Source organism: Enterococcus sp. S86.2 (assembly GCF_059834485.2).
The window spans coordinates 346,570-370,306 of sequence record NZ_CM206813.1 but is presented as its reverse complement, the minus strand read 5'-3'; the positions used below and the strand labels follow the sequence as shown (position 1 = coordinate 370,306).

The 23,737-nt window shown below is 42.4% G+C and carries 13 protein-coding genes, 25 tRNA genes, 3 rRNA genes, 1 riboswitch and 1 other annotated feature (1 of these 43 cut by a window edge); of the genes, 3 read left to right on the top strand and 38 right to left on the bottom strand.

The features are described from left to right. Positions 1 to 144: a binding site (T-box leader), on the bottom strand (it extends 63 nt beyond the left edge of the window). 47 nt (positions 145 to 191) lie between these two features. Beyond that, positions 192 to 2,003 (bottom strand): LysM peptidoglycan-binding domain-containing protein, encoded by a 1,812-nt coding sequence (locus tag AC6R0T_RS01650; protein WP_303753230.1) that lies wholly within the window; start codon positions 2,001 to 2,003, stop codon positions 192 to 194. Between the two features lie 411 nt (positions 2,004 to 2,414). On the opposite strand from AC6R0T_RS01650, the gene AC6R0T_RS01645 reads away from it, so the two are divergent. Genes AC6R0T_RS01645 through mnmM form a run of 3 tightly spaced genes read left to right on the top strand, consistent with a single transcriptional unit; the run spans position 2,415 to position 4,598 of the window. Further along, complete coding sequence (locus tag AC6R0T_RS01645; RefSeq protein ID WP_303753231.1) at positions 2,415 to 3,065, top strand: phosphatase PAP2 family protein; 651 nt, start codon at positions 2,415 to 2,417, stop codon at positions 3,063 to 3,065. 14 nt (positions 3,066 to 3,079) lie between these two features. Further along, on the top strand, positions 3,080 to 4,045 hold the full coding sequence (gene mnmL / locus AC6R0T_RS01640) for a tRNA modification radical SAM protein MnmL/YtqA (protein WP_303753232.1): 966 nt from the start codon (positions 3,080 to 3,082) through the stop codon (positions 4,043 to 4,045). Beyond that, a complete protein-coding gene (mnmM, locus tag AC6R0T_RS01635) occupies positions 4,038 to 4,598 on the top strand; it encodes a tRNA 5-(aminomethyl)-2-thiouridylate-methyltransferase MnmM (RefSeq protein ID WP_206903960.1) in 561 nt (186 codons plus the stop codon). Before mnmL ends, mnmM begins: the two co-directional genes overlap by 8 nt. A 98-nt stretch (positions 4,599 to 4,696) precedes the next feature. Here mnmM and AC6R0T_RS01630 read toward each other — a convergent pair whose 3' ends face one another. The 37 genes from AC6R0T_RS01630 to ftsH all read right to left on the bottom strand — a co-directional run bounded on the left by AC6R0T_RS01630 (position 4,697) and on the right by ftsH (position 23,720). Continuing rightward, complete coding sequence (locus AC6R0T_RS01630) at positions 4,697 to 5,173, bottom strand: NUDIX hydrolase (protein WP_303753233.1); 477 nt, start codon at positions 5,171 to 5,173, stop codon at positions 4,697 to 4,699. A 37-nt stretch (positions 5,174 to 5,210) separates the two neighbouring features. Next, entirely contained in the window at positions 5,211 to 5,981 is a 771-nt protein-coding gene (locus AC6R0T_RS01625) for an alpha/beta hydrolase (protein WP_303753234.1), read from the bottom strand. A 147-nt stretch (positions 5,982 to 6,128) separates the two neighbouring features. After that, positions 6,129 to 7,595, bottom strand: coding sequence for an MDR family MFS transporter (locus tag AC6R0T_RS01620; RefSeq protein ID WP_303753235.1), 1,467 nt, complete (start codon positions 7,593 to 7,595; stop codon positions 6,129 to 6,131). A 159-nt stretch (positions 7,596 to 7,754) separates the two neighbouring features. Beyond that, the gene (gene metK / locus AC6R0T_RS01615) at positions 7,755 to 8,945 is read right to left on the bottom strand and encodes a methionine adenosyltransferase (RefSeq protein WP_206903964.1); all 1,191 of its coding nucleotides are present in this window, start codon (positions 8,943 to 8,945) and stop codon (positions 7,755 to 7,757) included. Next, a riboswitch (SMK box riboswitch) is annotated at positions 8,943 to 9,019 on the bottom strand. Its footprint overlaps the gene before it by 3 nt. 92 nt (positions 9,020 to 9,111) lie before the next feature. Next, a tRNA-Glu gene (locus AC6R0T_RS01610) sits at positions 9,112 to 9,183 on the bottom strand. Positions 9,184 to 9,192: 9 nt separating this feature from the next. After that, a tRNA-Ile gene (locus AC6R0T_RS01605) sits at positions 9,193 to 9,266 on the bottom strand. A 46-nt stretch (positions 9,267 to 9,312) separates the two neighbouring features. Continuing rightward, positions 9,313 to 9,385: transfer RNA gene (locus AC6R0T_RS01600), tRNA-Phe, on the bottom strand. A gap of 4 nt (positions 9,386 to 9,389) precedes the next feature. Then, positions 9,390 to 9,462: transfer RNA gene (locus AC6R0T_RS01595), tRNA-Asp, on the bottom strand. Positions 9,463 to 9,479: 17 nt separating this feature from the next. Beyond that, positions 9,480 to 9,553: transfer RNA gene (locus tag AC6R0T_RS01590), tRNA-Met, on the bottom strand. Positions 9,554 to 9,601: 48 nt separating this feature from the next. Next, positions 9,602 to 9,691 (bottom strand) — tRNA-Ser (locus AC6R0T_RS01585). 16 nt (positions 9,692 to 9,707) lie between these two features. Further along, positions 9,708 to 9,779: transfer RNA gene (locus tag AC6R0T_RS01580), tRNA-Glu, on the bottom strand. Between the two features lie 8 nt (positions 9,780 to 9,787). Then, a tRNA-Ser gene (locus AC6R0T_RS01575) sits at positions 9,788 to 9,875 on the bottom strand. Positions 9,876 to 9,903: 28 nt separating this feature from the next. Next, positions 9,904 to 9,977 (bottom strand) — tRNA-Ile (locus AC6R0T_RS01570). A gap of 16 nt (positions 9,978 to 9,993) precedes the next feature. Continuing rightward, a tRNA-Gly gene (locus tag AC6R0T_RS01565) sits at positions 9,994 to 10,064 on the bottom strand. Position 10,065: 1 nt separating this feature from the next. Beyond that, positions 10,066 to 10,141, bottom strand: a tRNA-Asp gene (locus AC6R0T_RS01560). 18 nt (positions 10,142 to 10,159) lie between these two features. Further along, positions 10,160 to 10,233: transfer RNA gene (locus tag AC6R0T_RS01555), tRNA-Met, on the bottom strand. 48 nt (positions 10,234 to 10,281) lie between these two features. Continuing rightward, positions 10,282 to 10,371 (bottom strand) — tRNA-Ser (locus AC6R0T_RS01550). Between the two features lie 28 nt (positions 10,372 to 10,399). Beyond that, positions 10,400 to 10,473 (bottom strand) — tRNA-Ile (locus AC6R0T_RS01545). A gap of 13 nt (positions 10,474 to 10,486) precedes the next feature. After that, positions 10,487 to 10,560 (bottom strand) — tRNA-Met (locus AC6R0T_RS01540). Positions 10,561 to 10,593: 33 nt separating this feature from the next. After that, positions 10,594 to 10,666, bottom strand: a tRNA-Ala gene (locus AC6R0T_RS01535). A 14-nt stretch (positions 10,667 to 10,680) separates the two neighbouring features. Further along, a tRNA-Pro gene (locus AC6R0T_RS01530) sits at positions 10,681 to 10,754 on the bottom strand. A 14-nt stretch (positions 10,755 to 10,768) separates the two neighbouring features. Next, positions 10,769 to 10,842: transfer RNA gene (locus AC6R0T_RS01525), tRNA-Arg, on the bottom strand. A 10-nt stretch (positions 10,843 to 10,852) separates the two neighbouring features. Further along, positions 10,853 to 10,938: transfer RNA gene (locus AC6R0T_RS01520), tRNA-Leu, on the bottom strand. Between the two features lie 20 nt (positions 10,939 to 10,958). After that, a tRNA-Gly gene (locus AC6R0T_RS01515) sits at positions 10,959 to 11,030 on the bottom strand. 10 nt (positions 11,031 to 11,040) lie between these two features. Continuing rightward, a tRNA-Thr gene (locus tag AC6R0T_RS01510) sits at positions 11,041 to 11,113 on the bottom strand. A gap of 6 nt (positions 11,114 to 11,119) precedes the next feature. After that, positions 11,120 to 11,201: transfer RNA gene (locus tag AC6R0T_RS01505), tRNA-Leu, on the bottom strand. A 10-nt stretch (positions 11,202 to 11,211) separates the two neighbouring features. Continuing rightward, positions 11,212 to 11,284, bottom strand: a tRNA-Lys gene (locus tag AC6R0T_RS01500). 3 nt (positions 11,285 to 11,287) lie between these two features. After that, positions 11,288 to 11,360: transfer RNA gene (locus AC6R0T_RS01495), tRNA-Val, on the bottom strand. Between the two features lie 8 nt (positions 11,361 to 11,368). Beyond that, positions 11,369 to 11,484, bottom strand: a 5S ribosomal RNA gene (gene rrf / locus AC6R0T_RS01490). A gap of 78 nt (positions 11,485 to 11,562) precedes the next feature. Next, positions 11,563 to 14,476, bottom strand: a 23S ribosomal RNA gene (locus AC6R0T_RS01485). Between the two features lie 178 nt (positions 14,477 to 14,654). Next, positions 14,655 to 14,727 (bottom strand) — tRNA-Ala (locus tag AC6R0T_RS01480). Positions 14,728 to 14,811: 84 nt separating this feature from the next. Further along, positions 14,812 to 16,371, bottom strand: a 16S ribosomal RNA gene (locus AC6R0T_RS01475). The 16S, 23S and 5S rRNA genes sit together here with 25 tRNA genes alongside, the layout of an rRNA operon. 627 nt (positions 16,372 to 16,998) lie before the next feature. Further along, positions 16,999 to 18,498, bottom strand: coding sequence for a lysine--tRNA ligase (lysS, locus tag AC6R0T_RS01470; RefSeq protein WP_282461732.1), 1,500 nt, complete (start codon positions 18,496 to 18,498; stop codon positions 16,999 to 17,001). 175 nt (positions 18,499 to 18,673) lie between these two features. After that, a complete protein-coding gene (gene dusB, locus AC6R0T_RS01465) occupies positions 18,674 to 19,684 on the bottom strand; it encodes a tRNA dihydrouridine synthase DusB (RefSeq protein ID WP_303753544.1) in 1,011 nt (336 codons plus the stop codon). After that, positions 19,677 to 20,564 (bottom strand): Hsp33 family molecular chaperone HslO, encoded by an 888-nt coding sequence (gene hslO, locus AC6R0T_RS01460; protein WP_230709533.1) that lies wholly within the window; start codon positions 20,562 to 20,564, stop codon positions 19,677 to 19,679. The genes dusB and hslO overlap by 8 nt, the downstream gene beginning before the upstream one ends. Before the next feature lie 427 nt (positions 20,565 to 20,991). Continuing rightward, the gene (locus AC6R0T_RS01455; protein ID WP_206902533.1) at positions 20,992 to 21,489 is read right to left on the bottom strand and encodes an LURP-one-related/scramblase family protein; all 498 of its coding nucleotides are present in this window, start codon (positions 21,487 to 21,489) and stop codon (positions 20,992 to 20,994) included. Between the two features lie 95 nt (positions 21,490 to 21,584). Next, positions 21,585 to 23,720 carry an ATP-dependent zinc metalloprotease FtsH gene (ftsH, locus tag AC6R0T_RS01450; protein ID WP_206902534.1) on the bottom strand — a complete coding sequence of 712 codons (2,136 nt, stop codon included), beginning with the start codon at positions 23,718 to 23,720 and terminating at the stop codon, positions 21,585 to 21,587. Between the last annotated feature and the right edge of the window lie 17 nt (positions 23,721 to 23,737).

The window sequence follows — 23,737 nt, the reverse complement described above, 5'->3', positions numbered from 1 at the left end:
GTTGTAACGATCGTCACCGTAACAGCCTACTTATTTCAACTGCTAACGCTAAAAGGCGAGTTCAAAAGAGTTCGTACACATTTCCACCAACCATGTGCTCTCTAAAACGATTTGCTTTTTACTATTCCTTCTCACAGCGAAGTTTTCTACTTGTTAGTTATACTAACAAAGAATATACCAAAATTCAATTATTATTTTACTTTTAACGTTTGACCAGGATAAATGAAATTGTTTTGAATTTTGTTTAACTGAATTAATTTATCCATCGTAATACCAAACTTATCGGCAATTCCCCAAACAGAGTCACCACTTTGTACTTGATAGGTTTTGCTGTTGTTTTGGCTGCTAGAATTTTGTACTTGAACGCCTTGTACGCTGCCTTTTTTCACAATAACTTTTTGGCCTGGGTAAATAAAATCATTTTTGATATTATTCCATTGACGGAATTGATCCATTGAAATTTTATATTTGTTCGCTACAGCCCAAACCGAATCTCCACTTTGAATGGTGTAGTATTGATTTTGACCGCTATTGCCCGTATTACTTGTATTTGTATTGTTACTTGGCTTAGCTGCGGTCGTATTTTGGGCGGGTTTATTATTTGTTGTACTAGCAGAACCATTTTTCACCACTAGGCGTTGCCCCGGGTAAATAAAGTTATTCTTGATATTATTCCAGCTCACTAATGTATTCATACTAATACCATATTTATTTGAGATACCCCAAACTGAATCTCCGCTTTGCACAGTGTAATAGGTTTTCCCGCTACTATTATTTGTATTGGCTGGTTTATTGGTACTTGGCTTATTGGTATTTTGTGCTGGCTTACTTGGTGTGTTATTTGTCGTAGTAGAACCGCTAGTACCTTTTTTCACCACTAGACGTTGGCCAGGATAAATAAAATTGTTTTTGATATTATTCCAGCTGACTAAACTGCTCATACTAATATTGTACTTATTTGAGATGCCCCAAACTGAATCTCCGCTTTGAACAGTATAGTATTGTGTAGCACTACTTGTTGTATTTCCACTTGGTTTATTATTGTTTTGTGTCGGTTTACTTGGTGTTTCATTTGTTGTAGTAGAACCGCTAGTACCTTTTTTCACCACTAGGCGTTGGCCAGGATAAATAAAATTGTTTTTGATATTATTCCAGCTAATCAAATTATTCATACTAATGCCATATTTGTTCGCGATGCCCCACACAGAGTCGCCACTTTGTACCGTATAATACTGGCTTACGCTTGAAGAAGAACCACTGGAACTGTTGTTATTAGTCGAACCAGAACCACCACTCCAAGCCCCTCCGCCAGCATTACCGCTAGCTGGTGTATCATAGCGAGTCAGTCCGTAACTTTCAATTACACTATTTAATGCTGAAGCATAGTTTGGTGCAGTAGCGTAACGTCCAGTTAACCAAGCCGTTGCATCTCTGTAAGAGCTGGTATTACTCTTCCAAGCACCACGATAATAATATTGACCGCCGATATAAACATTGCGTAATGTTGCAGCATTATCAGCAAAAGATTCTTTATAGGAAGGATAATCCCGGAAAGGTTCTTTCATGGTCACCCATTTCCCATTTAAATATTCTAAGGTGTTCATATAGACAGTTTTACCATTGTAACTGCCTTTAATACCAAATAAGTTATAGTAAGGTGCGCGGGATAAACTACTTGTTCCCCAACCACTTTCAACAATTGCTTGGGCAATCATGACAGAAGCATATAAGTCGTTTGCTGCCGCTACAGGTTGTGCATGAGCTGCCAATTCTGTAATCAATGCAGTGGAATTACTACGACTAGAAGTTTGGCTTAAGTCTCTTGAAATTTGTGCTTGGTTGTTGCTTGTTGCTTCTGCTGTCACCGGTTTTGCCAAAGGTGCCACTACAGAGCAAGCAGTTAAAGTTGTGCCCACGATTGCCGCACTTTTTTTAGCATCGCGGTAAAACTTAATTTGTTTTTCTTCTTTACGTCGTTCTTTACGAGAAACAAGTTGGGTCAAGTTGCTCGCCTCCTTTTTTAAGCTTTTCTTAACTTTAAGTATACAGGCTAATGTTTTTTATTAAAAGTTTTAAACGATTATTTCGGCAATTTGTTAAATTGCTGTAACATTATCTTTATTTAGTTATTTTTATTACTAACATTATTTATTTTATCAAGTTTTATCTGCTTAGTTATTCAGAAATTAAGTTATTAAAAAAACAACAAAATATTGCAAAACGATTACATAAGTTCTGCTTTGTAAAATATTTTTATATTATTTAATAAAAATGTGAAAAAGTGATATTTTCGACTTTTTTTAACCTTATCTTAATATCAGAAAAAATTTGTACCAATAAAAGAAAGGGACAACTTCTCATGCTATAATAATTCCATTGTCAAATAATTACTTACATTTACTAAAGGAGAATTTATGAAACATAAACTTTATTACCAATTTGCTGGTAGTTGTTCCTTATTACTGTTTGTCTTTTTAGGTTATGTGGTGAAATTTTACCGCCAATGGTTAACAGGCTTTGATAATTTTGTTACCAGCATCCTTCGTAGTGGATATCCCACTTGGAATATTTTTTTTATTTGGATTACAAAATTTGCTAACCCTGCCACGATTGTCATTTTGGCACTGGCCTTTTTATTTTTATTTTATCGCGGAAAGTATTACGCAGAAGCACTGTGGCTCTTTATAAATGTCGGCTTAGTGTCAGGGATTGTAAATCCGCTGATTAAGCTTGTCTTCCAACGTGAACGTCCTACATTAGAGCATTTAGTGTCTGAACATAGTTTTAGTTTTCCCAGTGGACATGCTTGTGCCAGCATGATTTTATATGGTACTTTGATTTTCATTTTGCCAGGTTTACTGAAAAACAAGCAAATTTTACTCGGACTACAAATTCTGCTTGGCATTTTAATTGTTCTTATTGGTACTAGCCGTATTTATCTCGGTGTTCATTTTCCAAGTGATATTATTGGTGGCTATAGTCTTGCTCTGGGCTGGCTCTGCCTAACATATCCTTACTTTAGCGAAAAACGCTTTGTCTGGCGTTTTAAAAACCAACAGAAATAATGAGGGAATAGCAAATGACTTTTTTATATAGTGAAGATACCAACAAACGTTATCATTCATGGAATTATGCTTTACGTCAAGAATTTGGTGGTAAAATTTTCAAAGTACCTGTCGATGGTGGTTTTGATTGTCCGAATCGCGATGGTACCGTTGCGCGAGGCGGCTGCACTTTTTGCAGTGTTTCTGGCTCTGGAGACATGATCGTTGCACCAGAAGATCCCCTACCCCTTCAGTTTCATAAAGAAATTGATATGATGCACCAAAAATGGCCCCATGTCGACCAATATATTGTTTATTTTCAAAATTTTACGAATACCCATGCCCCTTTAGCGGTCATTAAAGAGCGTTTTGAACAAGTGGTTAATTTACCCGGGGTAGTCGGACTTTCTGTGGGGACTCGCCCAGATTGCTTGCCTGAAGACGTGGTAGAATATTTAGCTGAACTAAACGAACGTTTGTATCTATGGGTTGAATTAGGTTTACAGACGACTTATGAACAAACAAGTAAAATTATTAATCGCGCTCACGATTATCCAACTTATGTGGACGCTGTGGCTCGCTTGCGCAAACACAACATAAATGTCTGTACACATTTAATTAATGGCTTACCTGGGGAAACACCGGAAATGATGGTGGAAAATGTTCGGCGCACCTTACTAGACAGTGATATTCAAGGTATTAAATTACATTTATTGCATCTGATGCGCAACACCCGCATGTTACGAGATTACCATGAAGGCCGCTTGCAACTGATGGGCCGCAAAAGCTATGTCACGGTTATTTGTGATCAATTGGAATTAATTCCTCCTGAGGTGATTATCCACCGCTTAACCGGCGATGCCCCGTGGGATTCTTTGATTGGGCCGATGTGGAGTTTAAAAAAATGGGAAGTCTTAAATGCCATTGACGAAGAAATGCGTCGGCGCAATACGTATCAAGGAAGTAAAAATGTCTTGCTGGAGGCAAAAATTCATGCTTAAAACGGCCATGCATTATAGCCACGAACTTTTAAGTGAAGTTGTAACTATTGGTGATCATGTCGTCGACGCCACTATGGGCAATGGTCACGACACGCTTTTTTTAGCTAAATTAGTAGGCGTAGGTGGCAGAGTTGATGCTTTTGATATTCAAAAGGCTGCCCTTTTAGCCACAAAAGAAAAATTAGCTGCCCATCCTGAGGGAGTGGCTGTCAATTTACATTTAACCGGTCACGAGAATGTTGCCGATTACTTGCAAGGTGAAAAAATTAAAGCCGCTATTTTTAATCTGGGCTATTTGCCACAAAGTGATAAACAGATTATCACTTTACCTCAGACAACAAAAAAATCATTAGATGCGCTTTTAGCCCATTTACAGCCAAAAGGACGTATTATCATTGTCTGTTATTACGGTCATCCTGGTGGTAGAGAAGAATTAGAAACAATTCAAGCCTATTGCAGTGATTTGCCACAAAAACAATACAACGTCTTAGCCTATCAATTTATCAATCAAAAAAATCAGCCACCATTATTATTTTGCATTGAAGCCAAGTAATAGTGAACACTAGCTCGAATAAAAACACGCGGATTTGGATGGTTCTCATAAAGAGCACAATCATCCAAATCCGCGTGTTTTTTAATTAAAAGGTAATTTTAGTCATGATAAATCAAATGCTGAAATGAAGTAGCTTGGTTTGCCAAAAGATTTTTCACCACTTCATTTAAAACAGGTGGTCGTAAATCCAATTTTTTAGAGGCCAAATCTAGCCAAGAAAGTGTAATAGTCTTTTCTATACCACTGATAACTGGCAATGTTTGACTATCCGTAACAGTTTGCAAGTGATATAAAAAAAGCACTTGATGATAATCATCGCCTTCATAGACAAAAAAGTTTTCAATGACTGCCATGAGATCTTTTGTTTTTACGTCTAAACCACTTTCTTCTTTCAACTCACGAATAACAGCTGCTTGGGAAGATTCCCCCGTTTTTACTGCTCCACCTGGTAAGGTTTGTGTCCCATCGTCCTCTGTTGAAACTAAAATATGGCCTTTTTGAATTAAAATGCCGCTTGACCGTACATCAAAACGATCTGTGGCAATTTTGGTTCTGATATCTGTCTTGGTATACATGTTGTTCTCCTTTATAAAACAAACAGCTTTTTACTAGTTAAATCTCAACAGGTAACCATTGCAAAACTTTTTGAATCCATTCATCCCAAAAATCCCACGTATGCGCTCCTGGTCCTTCTTCATAGGTAATGAAAAAACCAGCTGCTTGCGCTTTTTGAACAAAGTATTGGTTACTTTGATACAAAAAGTCCTCTGTCCCGCAGCAAACAAATAGTTTAGGTGCTACTTCTGGTGCTACTGTAGTTAAAAGGTGAATCGGATCGTTTTCAGAGCCCTTCATTTTTTCAACGGGACCAAAAACGCCTTCCCAATAGGCTTGGCTACCTGATTGTAATAACACTTCAGGATCGCTAGCCAAAGCTAAAGCACCAGAAAGGCTAGCAACAGCGGCAAATTTATCCGGACAACGCAACCCTAATTTAATCGCACCATAGCCTCCCATTGAAAGACCGGCCGCAAATGTTTTTTCTTTCTTGGTTGTTAGTTGTGGAAATAATTCATGTAAAATATCTGGTAATTCTTCTGAAATAAAAGTCCAATACTGCATGTCATAACGGGTATCTGTATAAAATCCTAGTTCCGTCGTAGGCATCACCACTGCGATCTCACTTTCCCGTACATAGCGTTCGATACTGCTGCGGCGCATCCACGCTGTCTCATTCCCGCCCATACCGTGTAACAGATATAAAACCGGCACATCGTCTTTTTTGTCTCGCGTTAACCGTGCGCTACTTTGCGGTAAGATTAAATTCAATCCTACGTCTAAATTTAAAACATTTGAATAAATATTTGCTTGTATAAATGCCAACTTTTGCCACCTCGACTTTTCAATGTCTCGTTTTCCAAAATGATAACGCCTGGCTGTCCTTGGAGAGGCTTGGGATAAATTTCTAAAGCAATTTAATAAAATTACATCCTCTTATCTGGCAGACAAACGCCCCGCTAAAATTCTTCTTCATTCCATTGTATCAGACTTTTTCAAAAATAGGGTCAAAACCAAAGCCGCAACAATTAAAATAGCCCCCGCCAAATAGACACCATGTAAACTAGCAAAAAGAATCCCCCGCAATGTTTCCCGTAAACCCGATGCCAAAAGTTTTGCTGTCTGAGGATTTACCAATTGATTCATGACATCATTTTTATTTGCCACTGTCACACTTTGCAACTTAGCTGCAGTAATCCCATTTAATAAGATACCAAAAACAGAGACCATAATCGTTTGGCCAATCGTCCGCGCTAACGTATTAAAAGAAGTGGCTACCCCCATCTGTTCCGGCAAAACGCTACTTTGCGCACTAACCGTACAGGTCACCGTCACCGCCCCCAAACCAATACCGAGAATGGTTGAGATAGCAAAAAACCAAAGCCAATTTGTGTGTTGGGGCACCACGACCAAACAAACCGCCCCAAAAAGCGTTATGATTATTCCTCGAAGCAACACCCGTTTAACCGCAATCGTTGCCATCCAACGTCCTGCCAAAAACGAACCCACTAACCACAATAACGACAATGGTGCCAAAACAAGTCCGCCAATTCCAGCCGAAAGTCCCAGCACACCTTGCATCCACATCGGAATATAAACATCTACCCCAATTAAAAAGCCACTAGCTAGCGCTGCTACTAAGTTCACCACCACAAATAAAGGCTGTGTGAATAAGTGTAACGAGATAACGGGATCTTCTGCGCGCTTTTCTGCATAAACAAACAAAATCCCTGCTGCAACTGCTACAATTGCTAAAACAATAACTTTAACAGATAAACCTTCATCACCTAAAAACTGGAAAGCTAACAATAGTGCTAATAACAGACCCATTAAAGATAGACTACCAAAAATATCCATCTTCTTTTGCTGATGCCTTACTTTTTCTTCTACCAAATAAAGCCAAATTAAAATAATCAAAATAATTCCAATTGGTACATTAATAAAGAAAATCCAGTGCCAACCGATGGTATCTACGATAATGCCACCAGCTAATGGACCGACTACCGAGGCAATTCCCCAGGCAGTACTGTTTAACCCCAGCACCTTCGCACGTTTTTCTTTATCATACAAATCACCAATAATCGTCAATGCTACTGGCATCATCGCGCCAGCTCCCATTCCTTGAATGGCTCTGGAAATAATCAACGTCAGCATCGTATTAGATAGACCACAAAGCGCCGAACCAATAATAAATAGTACGGTTCCTAAAATGAAAATTGGTTTACGACCGATTTTATCAGCTAATTTCCCATAAATCGGTGTTAACATGGCATTGGTTAATAAATAGATTGAAAAGACCCAGTTCATAATTTCAATGCCGTGTAATGAGCCGACGATTGTTGGCATAGCCGTCGTTACGATTGTTCCTTCCACCGCTGTCATAAATGTTGCCACAAAAACAGCAACCGTAACTAGCGTAACATTTGTTTCTTTTTTCATTTTTAACCTCCTCAACTAAACTTAAACTCTCTTTTTACAACAACTGGCAAAAAATTGCATTTAAATTTTCGTATCTCTTTTTTAAAAGCTATTTTCCTCAAAGAAAAGCCGCTATCACCTAAGCAATAGCGGCCAAAAAAATCAAGTAAACAATCAGTATTATGCGTTCACACTAGCTAGCAATGCGTCTACTTTATCCGTGTGTTCCCATGGTAAATCAACATCAGTCCGACCAAAATGGCCATAAGCTGCTGTCTGACGATAAATCGGACGACGCAAGTCCAACATCTCAATAATGCCAGCTGGACGTAAATCAAAGTTTTCACGAATTGCTTCAATTAATTTTTCATCACTGACAGTACCAGTTCCAAAAGTATTAATTGAAATCGAAACAGGTTGTGCTACACCGATTGCGTAAGCCAATTGTACTTCAACTTTGCTAGCAAGTTTAGCCGCCACAATATTTTTTGCAATATAACGAGCAGCATAACTAGCCGAACGGTCAACTTTAGTAGCATCTTTACCAGAAAAAGCACCGCCACCATGACGGGCATATCCCCCGTAAGTATCTACAATAATTTTACGACCTGTTAACCCGGCATCTCCTTGTGGCCCACCAATTACAAAGCGTCCCGTAGGATTGATAAAGTATTTTGTATCTTCATCTAATAATTCACTTGGGATAACTGGTTCAATAACTTTTTTAATCACATCTTTACGGATTGTCGCGTTGTCAGCAGCATCATCGTGCTGTGTGCTAATTACGACTGTATCGATTCGTTTAGCTTTACCAGCTTCATCATATTCTACCGTCACTTGCGACTTTGCATCAGGACGTAAATATTTAAGTTCACCATTTTTACGTAGCTCTGCTAAACGACGAACTAATTTATGACTTAAAGAAATTGGCAATGGCATTAATTCTGGTGTTTCATCACAAGCAAAACCAAACATTAAACCTTGGTCGCCTGCTCCAATCTCATCAATCATCGCATCTTTATTATCGCGACTTTCCAAAGCGGCATCTACGCCTTGTGCAATATCAGGTGATTGTTCATCAATTGCTACTAAAACAGCAACTGTATCCCCATCAAAGCCAAATTTAGCGCGTGTATAACCGATATCTTTAATCGTATTTCGAACGATTTTTTGAATATCTACATAAGCCGATGTCGAAATTTCACCAAACACTAAAACTAAACCCGTTGTTACTGAAGTTTCACATGCTACACGAGCAGTTGGATCCTTCGCTAAAATTGCATCCAAGATTGCATCACTGATTTGATCAGCCACCTTATCTGGATGTCCTTCAGAAACAGATTCTGAAGTAAATAAATGTCTTTCTGTCATGATGATTCCCCCTAATAATATTCGGTTACAAGGCATCTTCGCAGTGCGAATCCTCTCGGGAACTTGCAACGTTTGTAGTATAGCAGATTTAATCAGATAAAGCTCGCTTATTTTATTATATTTCCTAATAAAACAAAAAAAAGAAGATACACGACGTATCTTCTCATGATCCGTACGGGATTCGAACCCGTGTTACCGCCGTGAAAGGGCGGTGTCTTAACCGCTTGACCAACGGACCAATCATTAATGGGCCTAAATGGACTCGAACCATCGACCTCACGCTTATCAGGCGTGCGCTCTAACCAGCTGAGCTATAGGCCCATATAAAACTAAACAACTTTTTCAATGAAATACATTAAAAAAGAGATGGCGCGGGACAGAATCGAACTGCCGACACATGGAGCTTCAATCCATTGCTCTACCAACTGAGCTACCGAGCCAAAACGGTCCCGACGGGACTCGAACCCGCGATCTCCTGCGTGACAGGCAGGCGTGATAACCACTACACTACGGGACCAGGGTTTAGTTTTATAATTGCGGGAGCAGGATTTGAACCTACGACCTTCGGGTTATGAGCCCGACGAGCTACCAGACTGCTCCATCCCGCGATAATATAAGTTTTACTAACTCTCTACATAAATATAGAATTGTAGCAAAGGAGGATAAGGGATTCGAACCCTTGCACGGTTTTACCCGCCTGACGGTTTTCAAGACCGTTCCCTTCAGCCGGACTTGGGTAATCCTCCAAAAAAAAAAAAAAAATGACCCGTACGGGATTCGAACCCGTGTTACCGCCGTGAAAGGGCGGTGTCTTAACCACTTGACCAACGGGCCAGCTAGAACGGAGAAGGAGGGATTTGAACCCTCGCGCCGGTTTCCCGACCTACACCCTTAGCAGGGGCGCCTCTTCAGCCACTTGAGTACTTCCCCAAAAACCAAAAATGTTTTGATTTTGTAATGGGCCTAAATGGACTCGAACCATCGACCTCACGCTTATCAGGCGTGCGCTCTAACCAGCTGAGCTATAGGCCCATATTTAAAAACTAAAAGCGGGTGACGAGAATCGAACTCGCGACAACAGCTTGGAAGGCTGTGGTTTTACCACTAAACTACACCCGCATGGCGGTCCCGACGGGACTCGAACCCGCGATCTCCTGCGTGACAGGCAGGCGTGATAACCACTACACTACGGGACCAGGATTTAGTTTTTAAAATTGCGGGAGCAGGATTTGAACCTACGACCTTCGGGTTATGAGCCCGACGAGCTACCAGACTGCTCCATCCCGCGATAATATAAGTTTTACTAACTCTCTACATAAATATAGAATTGTAGCAAAGGAGGATAAGGGATTCGAACCCTTGCACGGTTTTACCCGCCTGACGGTTTTCAAGACCGTTCCCTTCAGCCGGACTTGGGTAATCCTCCAAAAAAATCAAATCTACAATGCCACGGATGGACCTTGTAGGACTCGAACCTACGACCGGACGGTTATGAGCCGTCTGCTCTAACCAACTGAGCTAAAGGTCCAGGCTCTAAAAAATCGCGGCGGAGGGGATCGAACCCCCGACCTCCCGGGTATGAACCGGACGCTCTAGCCAGCTGAGCTACACCGCGAATAATCACTTTATTATTACTATTAAAATGATATGGAGCCTAGCGGGATCGAACCGCTGACCTCCTGCGTGCAAAGCAGGCGCTCTCCCAGCTGAGCTAAGGCCCCTTATTTCTTTTAAATCGGGAAGACAGGATTCGAACCTGCGACCCCTTGGTCCCAAACCAAGTGCTCTACCAAGCTGAGCTACTTCCCGTTAAATTATTACTACGCGCCCAAGAGGAGTCGAACCCCTAACCTTTTGATCCGTAGTCAAACACTCTATCCAGTTGAGCTATGGGCGCATCTTTCTAATGCCGAGGACCGGAATCGAACCGGTACGGTGATCACTCACCGCAGGATTTTAAGTCCTGTGCGTCTGCCAGTTCCGCCACCCCGGCTTTTTTACTTTTTAAAGTAAAGCGGAAAACGGGGTTCGAACCCGCGACCCCCACCTTGGCAAGGTGGTGCTCTACCACTGAGCTATTTCCGCATGGTTTTGATGCCGGCTAAAGGACTTGAACCCTCGACCCTCTGATTACAAATCAGATGCTCTACCAACTGAGCTAAGCCGGCCTTTTATGCGGGTGAAGGGACTTGAACCCCCACGCCGTAAGGCGCCAGATCCTAAATCTGGTGCGTCTGCCAATTCCGCCACACCCGCATATTTCTTATGAGCCGTACAGGGCTCGAACCTGTGACCCTCTGATTAAAAGTCAGATGCTCTACCAACTGAGCTAACGGCTCATATGGGGGTTAACGGGTTCGAACCGCTGACCCTCTGCTTGTAAGGCAGATGCTCTCCCAGCTGAGCTAAACCCCCATAAGTTCGCGTGGCGACGTCCTACTCTCACAAAGGGAAACCCTTCACTACAATCGGCGCTAAGAAGCTTAACTTCTGTGTTCGGCATGGTTACAGGTGTATCCTTCTCGCTATCGCCACCACACTATTTAATTAAGTGAATTTCATTCACTCAAAACTGGATCTTGAAGTTTTTCAAAACTCTTCCGAGTTTTCTTTTACTTTGGTTAAGCCCTCGATCGATTAGTATCAGTCCGCTCCATACATCACTGTACTTCCACTCCTGACCTATCTACCTGATCTTCTCTCAGGGATCTTACTTTCTTTAAGAAATGGGAAATCTCATCTTGAGGTGGGCTTCACACTTAGATGCTTTCAGCGTTTATCCCTTCCCTACATAGCTACCCAGCGATGCCTCTGGCGAGACAACTGGTACACCAGCGGTAAGTCCATCCCGGTCCTCTCGTACTAAGGACAGCTCCTCTCAAATTTCCAACGCCCGCGACGGATAGGGACCGAACTGTCTCACGACGTTCTGAACCCAGCTCGCGTGCCGCTTTAATGGGCGAACAGCCCAACCCTTGGGACCGACTACAGCCCCAGGATGCGACGAGCCGACATCGAGGTGCCAAACCTCCCCGTCGATGTGGACTCTTGGGGGAGATAAGCCTGTTATCCCCAGGGTAGCTTTTATCCGTTGAGCGATGGCCCTTCCATGCGGAACCACCGGATCACTAAGCCCGACTTTCGTCCCTGCTCGACTTGTAAGTCTCGCAGTCAAGCTCCCTTCTGCCTTTACACTCTGCGAATGATTTCCAACCATTCTGAGGGAACCTTTGGGCGCCTCCGTTACCTTTTAGGAGGCGACCGCCCCAGTCAAACTGCCCATCTGACACTGTCTCCCACCACGATTAGTGGTGCGGGTTAGAGTGGCCATAACACAAGGGTAGTATCCCACCATTGCCTCCTTCGAAACTAGCGTCCCGATCTCTACGGCTCCTACCTATCCTGTACATGTGGTACAGACACTCAATATCAAACTACAGTAAAGCTCCATGGGGTCTTTCCGTCCTGTCGCGGGTAACCTGCATCTTCACAGGTACTAAAATTTCACCGAGTCTCTCGTTGAGACAGTGCCCAAATCGTTACGCCTTTCGTGCGGGTCGGAACTTACCCGACAAGGAATTTCGCTACCTTAGGACCGTTATAGTTACGGCCGCCGTTTACTGGGGCTTCAATTCGTACCTTCGCTTACGCTAAGCACTCCTCTTAACCTTCCAGCACCGGGCAGGCGTCAGCCCCTATACTTCATCTTTCGATTTTGCAGAGACCTGTGTTTTTGATAAACAGTCGCTTGGGCCTATTCACTGCGGCTGACCTTGCGGTCAGCACCCCTTCTCCCGAAGTTACGGGGTCATTTTGCCGAGTTCCTTAACGAGAGTTCTCTCGCTCACCTTAGGATTCTCTCCTCGACTACCTGTGTCGGTTTGCGGTACGGGCCGTTGTCTTCTCACTAGAAGCTTTTCTCGGCAGTGTGACATCAGAAGCTTCGGTACTATTATTTCCCTCCTCATCACAGCTTGTCCTTATAGAAATAAGCATTTGACTCATCTCAAGACTTACTGCTTGAACAGACATATCCATCAGTCTGCACTTCTTAGCCTCCTGCGTCCCTCCATTGCTCAAACAAATACAACGGGTACAGGAATATCAACCTGTTGTCCATCGCCTACGCCTATCGGCCTCGGCTTAGGTCCCGACTAACCCTGGGCGGACGAGCCTTCCCCAGGAAACCTTAGTCATTCGGTGGACAGGATTCTCACCTGTCTTTCGCTACTCATACCGGCATTCTCACTTCTAAGCGCTCCAGCAGTCCTCACGATCTACCTTCAACGCCCTTAGAACGCTCTCCTACCAATACACCTTCGGTGTACTCCACAGCTTCGGTAGTATGTTTAGCCCCGGTACATTTTCGGCGCAGGGTCACTCGACTAGTGAGCTATTACGCACTCTTTAAATGGTGGCTGCTTCTGAGCCAACATCCTAGTTGTCTGTGCAACCCCACATCCTTTTCCACTTAACATACATTTTGGGACCTTAGCTGGTGGTCTGGGCTGTTTCCCTTTCGACTATGGATCTTATCACTCACAGTCTGACTGCCGAATATAAATGAATGGCATTCGGAGTTTATCTGAATTCGGTAACCCGAGATGGGCCCCTAGTCCAAACAGTGCTCTACCTCCATCATTCTTAACTTCGACGCTAGCCCTAAAGCTATTTCGGAGAGAACCAGCTATCTCCAAGTTCGTTTGGAATTTCTCCGCTACCCACACCTCATCCCCGCACTTTTCAACGTACGTGGGTTCGGTCCTCCAGTGCGTTTTACCGCACCTTCAACCTGGACATGGGTAGATCACATGGTTTCGGGTCTACGACTACATACTCATTCGCCCTATTCAGACTCGCTTTCGCTGCGGCTCCGTCTCTTCAACTTAACCTCGCATGCAATCGTAACTCGCCGGTTCATTCTACAAAAGGCACGCTATCACCCATTAACGGGCTCTAACTTGTTGTAGGCACACGGTTTCAGGATCTATTTCACTCCCCTTCCGGGGTGCTTTTCACCTTTCCCTCACGGTACTGGTTCACTATCGGTCACTAGGGAGTATTTAGCCTTGGGAGATGGTCCTCCCGGATTCCGACGGAATTCCTCGTGTTCCGCCGTACTCAGGATCCTCCTAGGTGCCTTCCAAATTTCGCCTACGGGGTTTTTACCCTCTTTGACTGACTTTTCCAAGTCATTCGACTATCTGAAAGAACTACCATATTGGAGTCCTACAACCCCAAGATGCAAGCATCTTGGTTTGGGCTGTTCCCTTTTCGCTCGCCGCTACTTGGGGAATCGATTTTTCTTTCTCTTCCTGCAGGTACTTAGATGTTTCAGTTCTCTGCGTCTACCTCGTATACGCTATGTATTCACGTATACGTAACATCCTATAAAAGATGTTGGGTTCCCCCATTCGGAAATCTCTGGATCATAGCTTACTTACAGCTCCCCAAAGCATATCGGTGTTAGTCCCGTCCTTCATCGGCTCCTAGTGCCAAGGCATCCACCGTGCGCCCTTATTCACTTAACCTTATAAGACCTTACGGTCTGGTTTTGAGCAGTTCTTCTAGCGATAGAAGCTTACTCAAGAAAATAAGCAATTGAACTTATTAAAAAACTCATTCAACGCGGTGTTCTCGGTTTGTTTTGATTTTTTCTTCAAGTATCCAGTTTTCAATGAACAAAATCATGACAACCAATGTTGTCAATGGAGCCTAGCGGGATCGAACCGCTGACCTCCTGCGTGCAAAGCAGGCGCTCTCCCAGCTGAGCTAAGGCCCCATAGTGCTTTTAAATTGAGAGTAAACCCCTCAAAACTGAACAAAGACAAGTTACAAACTGTGTAGTTTCCGTAATATTCCTTAGAAAGGAGGTGATCCAGCCGCACCTTCCGATACGGCTACCTTGTTACGACTTCACCCCAATCATCTATCCCACCTTAGGCGGCTGGCTCCATAAAGGTTACCTCACCGACTTCGGGTGTTACAAACTCTCGTGGTGTGACGGGCGGTGTGTACAAGGCCCGGGAACGTATTCACCGCGGCGTGCTGATCCGCGATTACTAGCGATTCCGGCTTCATGTAGGCGAGTTGCAGCCTACAATCCGAACTGAGAGAAGCTTTAAGAGATTAGCTTAGCCTCGCGACTTCGCAACTCGTTGTACTTCCCATTGTAGCACGTGTGTAGCCCAGGTCATAAGGGGCATGATGATTTGACGTCATCCCCACCTTCCTCCGGTTTGTCACCGGCAGTCTCGCTAGAGTGCCCAACTAAATGATGGCAACTAACAATAAGGGTTGCGCTCGTTGCGGGACTTAACCCAACATCTCACGACACGAGCTGACGACAACCATGCACCACCTGTCACTTTGCCCCCGAAGGGGAAGCTCTATCTCTAGAGTGGTCAAAGGATGTCAAGACCTGGTAAGGTTCTTCGCGTTGCTTCGAATTAAACCACATGCTCCACCGCTTGTGCGGGCCCCCGTCAATTCCTTTGAGTTTCAACCTTGCGGTCGTACTCCCCAGGCGGAGTGCTTAATGCGTTTGCTGCAGCACTGAAGGGCGGAAACCCTCCAACACTTAGCACTCATCGTTTACGGCGTGGACTACCAGGGTATCTAATCCTGTTTGCTCCCCACGCTTTCGAGCCTCAGCGTCAGTTACAGACCAGAGAGCCGCCTTCGCCACTGGTGTTCCTCCATATATCTACGCATTTCACCGCTACACATGGAATTCCACTCTCCTCTTCTGCACTCAAGTCTCCCAGTTTCCAATGACCCTCCCCGGTTGAGCCGGGGGCTTTCACATCAGACTTAAGAAACCGCCTGCGCTCGCTTTACGCCCAATAAATCCGGACAACGCTTGCCACCTACGTATTACCGCGGCTGCTGGCACGTAGTTAGCCGTGGCTTTCTGGTTAGATACCGTCAAGGGATGAACATTTTACTCTCATCCTTGTTCTTCTCTAACAACAGAGTTTTACGATCCGAAAACCTTCTTCACTCACGCGGCGTTGCTCGGTCAGACTTTCGTCCATTGCCGAAGATTCCCTACTGCTGCCTCCCGTAGGAGTCTGGGCCGTGTCTCAGTCCCAGTGTGGCCGATCACCCTCTCAGGTCGGCTATGCATCGTGGCCTTGGTGAGCCGTTACCTCACCAACTAGCTAATGCACCGCGGGTCCATCCTCAAGTGACGCAAAAGCGCCTTTCAAATACTAAACATGTGTTTGGTATTGTTATGCGGTATTAGCACCTGTTTCCAAGTGTTATCCCCCGCTTGAGGGTAGGTTACCCACGTGTTACTCACCCGTTCGCCACTCCTCTTTTTCCGGTGGAGCAAGCTCCGGTGGAAAAAGAAGCGTTCGACTTGCATGTATTAGGCACGCCGCCAGCGTTCGTCCTGAGCCAGGATCAAACTCTCATAAAAAGTGTTTGAACAGTCATAGACTGTTAAGCTCAAATAAAAATTAACTTTGCTAGCTATTGCTTGCATGTTGTTTGCTTCTATAAAAGAAGCGCCCTACACATTGGTTCGTTTGCTTGCTTTGTTCAGTTTTCAAAGGTCTACTTGCGAAGTTAAATGTATTTATCTAACTTGCAATTGGTTGCTTTTTGAAATGTTTCAGCAACTCTTATATCTTATCAGCTGACTTAATTCCTGTCAACTGTTTTTTCAAAAAGTTTTAAAAACTTTTTGAAATGATATTTCAGAAGTTCGCCGCTCATCAAGCAACTCCGTTAGTTTAGCAAGTAGTTAGCTTGCTGTCAACAAGTTTTTTTGTTTTTTTCAAAACTTTTTTCTTGTGATTTTTGAAAATAGCCAAGTCGCTAACGGACAAGTAATAATATACCAACTAAATCGTATCAGGTCAACGATTTTATCTATATTTTTTTGTTTTTTTGTATACCCGATTAATATAAAGTTGCTACATCATAATCATTCGTGAATAAAGCTTTTTCAGTTTTATTATTCACTTGTTTTTCGCTGGTAAATCATAAAAAAAGAGTTCTTGAAAACCAATTTGAAACTGGTTTTCAAGAACTCTTAGAAATTCTAGCGCATTGTTGGGAATAATAATACGTCACGAATTGATTGTGCGTCTGTTAAAAGCATAACTAAACGATCAATCCCGATACCTAAACCACCGGTTGGCGGCATACCATATTCCAAAGCTTCTAGGAAGTCTTCGTCAACGCCATGAGCTTCATCATCACCAGCTTCACGTTGTTTTTCTTGATCTTCAAAGCGAGCGCGTTGGTCGATTGGATCATTTAATTCAGTAAAAGCATTCGCAAACTCACGGCCAACGATGAACAATTCAAACCGATCTGTAAAGCGGCCGTCTTCTGGATTTTTCTTCGCTAATGGTGAAACTTCTACTGGATGGCCATAAATGAAAGTAGGTTGAATCAAGGTATCTTCTACAAACGTTTCAAAGAATTCATTAATGATATGTCCAACTTCCATAGCATCTGTAATTTCAACATTGTGTTCTTTAGCTAAAGCACGTGCATCTTCTAAAGACATTTTTTGCCAGAAATCAACACCGGTTTGTTCTTTAATAGCATCTAACATATGGACGCGTTTGAACTCAGTGTCTAAGTCAACTGCTTTACCGTCATAAGTAAGTTTACCTGTACCTAAAACTTTTTGTGCAGCATTCCGAATGATACCTTCTGTTAAATCCATTACGTCACGATAATCGGTGTAGGCCGTGTACACTTCAATCATAGTAAATTCAGGGTTATGGGTTGTATCAATCCCTTCATTACGGAAGACACGACCGATTTCATAAACTTTTTCCATTCCACCAACGATCAAACGTTTTAAGTGTAATTCCAATGCGATACGCAAATACAAGTCCATATCTAATGCATTGTGATGTGTGATAAAAGGACGTGCAGCAGCACCACCAGCTTGGTTATGCAAGACTGGAGTTTCCACTTCCAAATAACCCAAACCATCTAAGTAACGACGAATTTCACTGATGATTTGACTACGTTTTGTAAAACGTTCAAAACTTTCCCTGTTTGCTACCAAATCCAAATAGCGCTGACGGTAACGTTGCTCTACGTTGGTCAAGCCATGATATTTGTCTGGTAACGGGCGCAATGCTTTTGATAATAAAATAAACTCACGCGCTTTGATTGAAACTTCACCCGTGTTAGTTTTCATAATTTGACCTACGACACCATAAAAATCGCCAAGATCTGCATGTTTAAATAATTCGTAGGCTTCTTCTCCTACTTCATCTTTACGCACATAGATTTGGACTTGGCCTTCACGGTCTTGTAAATGGGCAAAGCCTGCTTTACCTTTACCGCGCTTTGTCATCATACGACCTGCTACGCTAGCAGATAGGTTCATTTCACTTAATTCTTCTTTAGTCCGTTGATCAAACATTTCATGTAATTCTGCGGAATTGTGAGTGCGTTCGAAACGTTTTCCGAAAGGATCGATTCCATTTTCTTGCAGTGCTTCCATCTTCTGGCGACGCACCAGCATTTGATCGTTCAATTCTTCTTGTGTCTGTTGCTGTTGTTCCTCAGTCACGCGTTTTCCTCCTTGTTTTTTAGTTGAAGTAGTGGTTTATCCATTACAAGTTAAATTTTGTAACCCAAAAAAATTGCCAACTACTATAACTCTCTAGTCTATTCTTCCTTATAATGCCAATGAAACCAAAAAAAAGCAAGCCGAAAATCAGCTTCGGCTTGAAAAAAAGCTTAGATTAATGTGCGCTGTGGGCCAATTGCGCACCTTGTATTTTGGCGACAAAATCATCTAAAATTGCGACAATTGTTGCTTGATCTTCTGCTTGATTAACAGCTACTTTTGTTTTAGCTGCTCGCGGAATCCCTTTTAAGTAATAGGATGCATGTTGGCGAAATTCTCTTGCCGCTACCATCTCACCTTTTAAGTCAACTAAACGTTGCAAATGAACTTTAGCAGTTTGAATTTTTTCAGCTGGAGTTGGTTCGTCAATGAGCTCACCTGTAGCTAAATAGCGTTCGGTACGGTGAATCATCCACGGATTACCCAATGCTGCTCTACCAATCATCACACCATCAACACCGACTTCATCTAGCATTCTTTTAGCATCTTGCGGTGTTTTCACGTCACCATTACCCATAAAAGGAATACTAATGTTCTTTTTAACTTCTTTTAAAATATCCCAGTTAGCTTTTCCTTCATACATTTGTACCCGCGTGCGACCGTGCATTGCGATTGCTGACGCCCCGCCAGCTTCGGCAGCTTTCGCATTTTCAACAGCAAAAACGTGTTGATCGTCCCAGCCAATTCGCATTTTAACGGTAACTGGGATATTCACTGCGCTTGTTACTGCTGCTACCATTTCATGGACCTTGTTGGGATCTAGTAACCACTTCGCACCAGCTTCGGCTTTAATAACTTTGTTAACCGGACACCCCATGTTGATGTCAATGATATCTGCTTGGGTGTTTTCAGCAACAAACTTCGCAGCTTCAACTAAAGAATCTTTATTGCCACCAAAAATTTGAACGCTTAAAGGATGTTCGTTTTCATCAATGTAAAGCATTTCTAATGTCTTTTTGTTACGAAAATGAATTCCTTGGTCACTAATCATTTCACAGACTACTAAGCCTGCGCCAAATTCTTTGACCGTTACTCGAAATGCGGCATTGGTAATCCCCGCCATTGGCGCCACGACAACCCGATTAGGAATTTCCACGTTGCCGATTTTCCATGTTTGATTAGTCATTTTTTACTGCCTCCTGCATTAAAGCTTCCAAGTCTTTTTCCGTGTATTCATATTTATTACCACAAAACGCACAAACTGCTTCAGCGCCATGGTCTTCATCAATCATCGCTTTAATTTCATCAGGTCCTAAAGCAATAATCGCTTCAGCAAACTTGTCTTTAGAACAATCACACTTAAATTGGACGGATTTTTCTTCTAGGATCATTAAATCAGTGTCAGGTAATAACGCATCTAAAATTTCTTCTGGTTTTTTCCCAGCATCTAATAAATCAGAAACCCGTGGCATATTGGCTAAGTTGGTTTCAATAGCTGTAATGATTTCATCTGTAGCTCCCGGCATCATTTGCAGCATAAAACCGCCAGCAGTTTTAATACTATCGTCCGTATCCACTAAGACACTCAAACCGACAGCAGAAGGAATTTGCTCTGAAACAGCTAAGTAATAGGTGAAGTCTTCTCCCAATTCACCAGAAACAAGCGGTGTTTGACCAGAAAATGGTTCTTTTAATCCCAAGTCTTTAATAACGGTGAACATCCCTTTTGTCCCGACTGCTCCCCGTACATCAATTTTGCCAGCTTCGTTAAGGGGTAAACTTAAGTGAGGATTTTTAATGTAGCCTTTTACATCGCCATAACCATTACTATCCACCACAATCGCCCCAGCAGGACCATCTCCTTCTACTTTAACCGTTAATTTATCGTCACCTTTTAAAGTAGCCCCTAATAATAAACTTCCTACTAAGGTACGACCTAATGCAGCCGAAGACGTGTTCCATGTATCGTGACGTTTTTGGGCTTCTGTCACTGTTTTTGTAGCATCTACTGCATATGCTCGGACTAAACCGCCATAAGCCAATGCTTTAATTAAATAATCACTCATGATTTTGCTCCTTTGTCGTTTAATAATTGCGTGGTAAGTTAAAAGATAAATTTCACTTGCTGACAGTCCAACCTGCAACTGACTTGGCATTCATTTCTGAATCATACAAGGAAGTTGCATTTTTTTCAACTTTATCAGATTGAATTAAGAAAAAGTATGAAAAAACTCCCTATACTTTTCCACTCTTGTCATCCCCTTGCAAAAAACACCTGAAGGAATCCTTCAAGACTAAGCCATAAAACTAAAATTTCGATACATCGCTGCTTAGACGCAATAAAATTTTTGCTTATTGGCGATTAAGCGAGTTTGCAAAACCAGACATCGTTATAATGTCTGCTGTAATGTTTTTACTGGTGAAAAAAACTTATATTTTCTTATCTGGCAAAAAAGAGACCTCTTGCCATAAGAAGCCTCTTTCGCCACTAGCTTAACTACTTGCAGAAGATGCCGCTGCATTGTCGTCTGCTTTGACACAATCAATTGCTACGACTAAAGCAACGATTAGTTTTTCATAACGTTCATCAAAAACTGTCACTTCATACGTATCTCCCCATGAAACCCAGCGTTTATTGATAACTGCAATTTGCAGACCGTCTTTTACAACTTCAAAGTCCATATCCCACCAATTTCCCTGCACACTAATTCCGTCTGCTTCAATATGGTAGCGCGCTTTAAATAAAGTCAATTCCTTTTTAATCACAATGGCCGCCTCATCATCAATCATAACTGTAAACTGAGGCAAAAGCGCTAAAACTTTTTTGGTAATTTCACCGATAACGTGATCATTGCGATCAAAAATCGTGAACTGCTTTGGAATTTTCAAAAAACTACCTTGAACATGATATAAAGGTTCTTGGTCGGCATCGGTCACGTTAAATTTCTCACCAATACTAAACACTTTTTGTTTGATATAAAGCTTTCTCACACAGACTCCTCATTTCTTTATTTAATATAAATTCGCTTCATTATATGAAAAAAAGACGCAATAGTAAAAACTATCACGTCTTATGAAACATAAGATTATGCATCTTTGTCTGTTTCATCTTTTTCTTGTTTCAATTCATCTTGAACTTCTTTTGTTTCTTGTTCTGGATGGAACTCTGCTTCTTTTGCTTCAGCATCGAAGTAGTCTTTTGCTTCTTCAAAATCTTGTTTTTCTTCGGCTTGTTTTTGCGCGTCTTTTTCTTCTAATGCGCGTTTAGCTTCTTCAAAGGTTTGTGCTTTTTCAGAAGGATACTCTTCTGTTTCTGTTCCTGCTGGCATTTTACCTTCTTCAAACAAGGATTTAATGGCTTTAGCATCCAATGTTTCATGCTCTAATAATTTTTCAGCAATCAACTTATGCTGTGCCCGGTGCGCTTCAATAATTTCATGCGCTTTTTGGTGCGCTTCATTTAGGATACGACGTACTTCTTGGTCAATTTCATAGGCTACTTGTTCAGAGTAAGCTTTTGTTTGACCATAATCACGACCGACAAAGACTTGGTGATTGCCTTCATATTGAACCGGACCTAATTTATCACTCATTCCGTATTCAGTTACCATACTGCGGGCAAGACCTGTCGCTTGTTCAAAGTCATTAGATGCTCCTGTGGATTTCACACCAAAAATTATTTCTTCAGCAGTCCGTCCACCTAAAAGCCCAACGATTTGTTCAAACATGTCGTCTTTGGTCATTAACATTTGATCTTCTTTTGGTAAAGCAATCATATAACCGCCAGCACGACCCCGTGGGATAATCGTTACTTTATGAACAATACGAGCACGAGATAGAACTAAACCAACAATCGTATGTCCGGCTTCGTGGTAAGCCACCATTTCTCTTTCCCGTTTGCTGATTACTTTGTCTTTTTTCGCAGGACCGGCAATAACGCGATCTTCTGCTTCATCGATATCAGAAGCATCGATTTTCTTCTTATTCCGACGAGCAGCTACTAAAGCAGCTTCGTTCAAGACGTTTTCTAAATCTGCCCCCGCAAAACCAGGCGTTTGTTGGGCAATAACTTTCAAATCAACATCGTCAGCTAACGGCTTGTTCCGGGCATGAACACGTAAAATTGCTTCACGACCTTTAACGTCAGGACGACCAACTAAAATTTGACGGTCAAAACGACCTGGACGTAATAACGCTGGGTCTAATACGTCAGAACGGTTTGTTGCAGCGATAACGATAACGCCTTCGTTGCCATCAAAACCATCCATTTCAACGAGTAATTGGTTCAAGGTTTGTTCACGTTCATCGTGACCGCCCCCCATACCCGCGCCACGTTGGCGACCAACAGCATCGATTTCATCAATAAAGATAATCGCAGGTGCATTTTTCTTCGCAGTTTCAAACAAGTCTCTTACCCGAGATGCTCCGACACCGACGAACATTTCAACGAAGTCAGAACCTGAAATGGAATAAAACGGTACGCCAGCTTCGCCTGCTACGGCTTTAGCAAGTAATGTTTTACCAGTTCCGGGAGGTCCTTCTAATAACACACCAGCAGGAATTCTTGCGCCTAATTCAACAAAGCGGCGTGGATCTTTTAAGAATTCAACTACTTCGACTAGTTCTTGTTTTTCTTCTTCGGCACCGGCAACGTCAGAGAAACGAACCCGATTGGCTTTTTTGTCAGCTTCTTTGGCTTTTGATTTGCCAAAGTTCATAACACGGCCGCCACCGCCACCGCCGCCACCTTGTTGTCCCATCATCATGTAAAAGAAGAAAATGATGATCACAAGTGGTAAGAAGGTCATTAGAAGAGAAATCCAAAGACCACTATTGGACTCTTCTTTAATTACTGTTTTCACGTCTTCTTGATCCGCTAGTGCAGTAACTTCTTTCAATGTATTATCGTTTGGTAAAATCGTTGTGGCAAAGTGCGTTGACTCGCTGCTTGTTTCGCCCCAAACGGTTAACCCATTATTGTTTTCTACTTTTTGTTTGTCCTTGTATTCCCCGGTAATTTTATAAACACCATTCACCGGCTGTACACTAAATGACTTCACTTTACCGTCAGATAGTTGTTGGCGGAAAGTAGAGTACTCGATATCTGGCGATTGTTGGCTGTTATTTCCAAATAAGAAATAAACCACCGTAATCATGGCCAAAAGCACGAGTACATAGTATAAGGTATTTTTTAACATACCATTATTACCTTTTTTGTTCATGCTTGCCCTCCTTAATT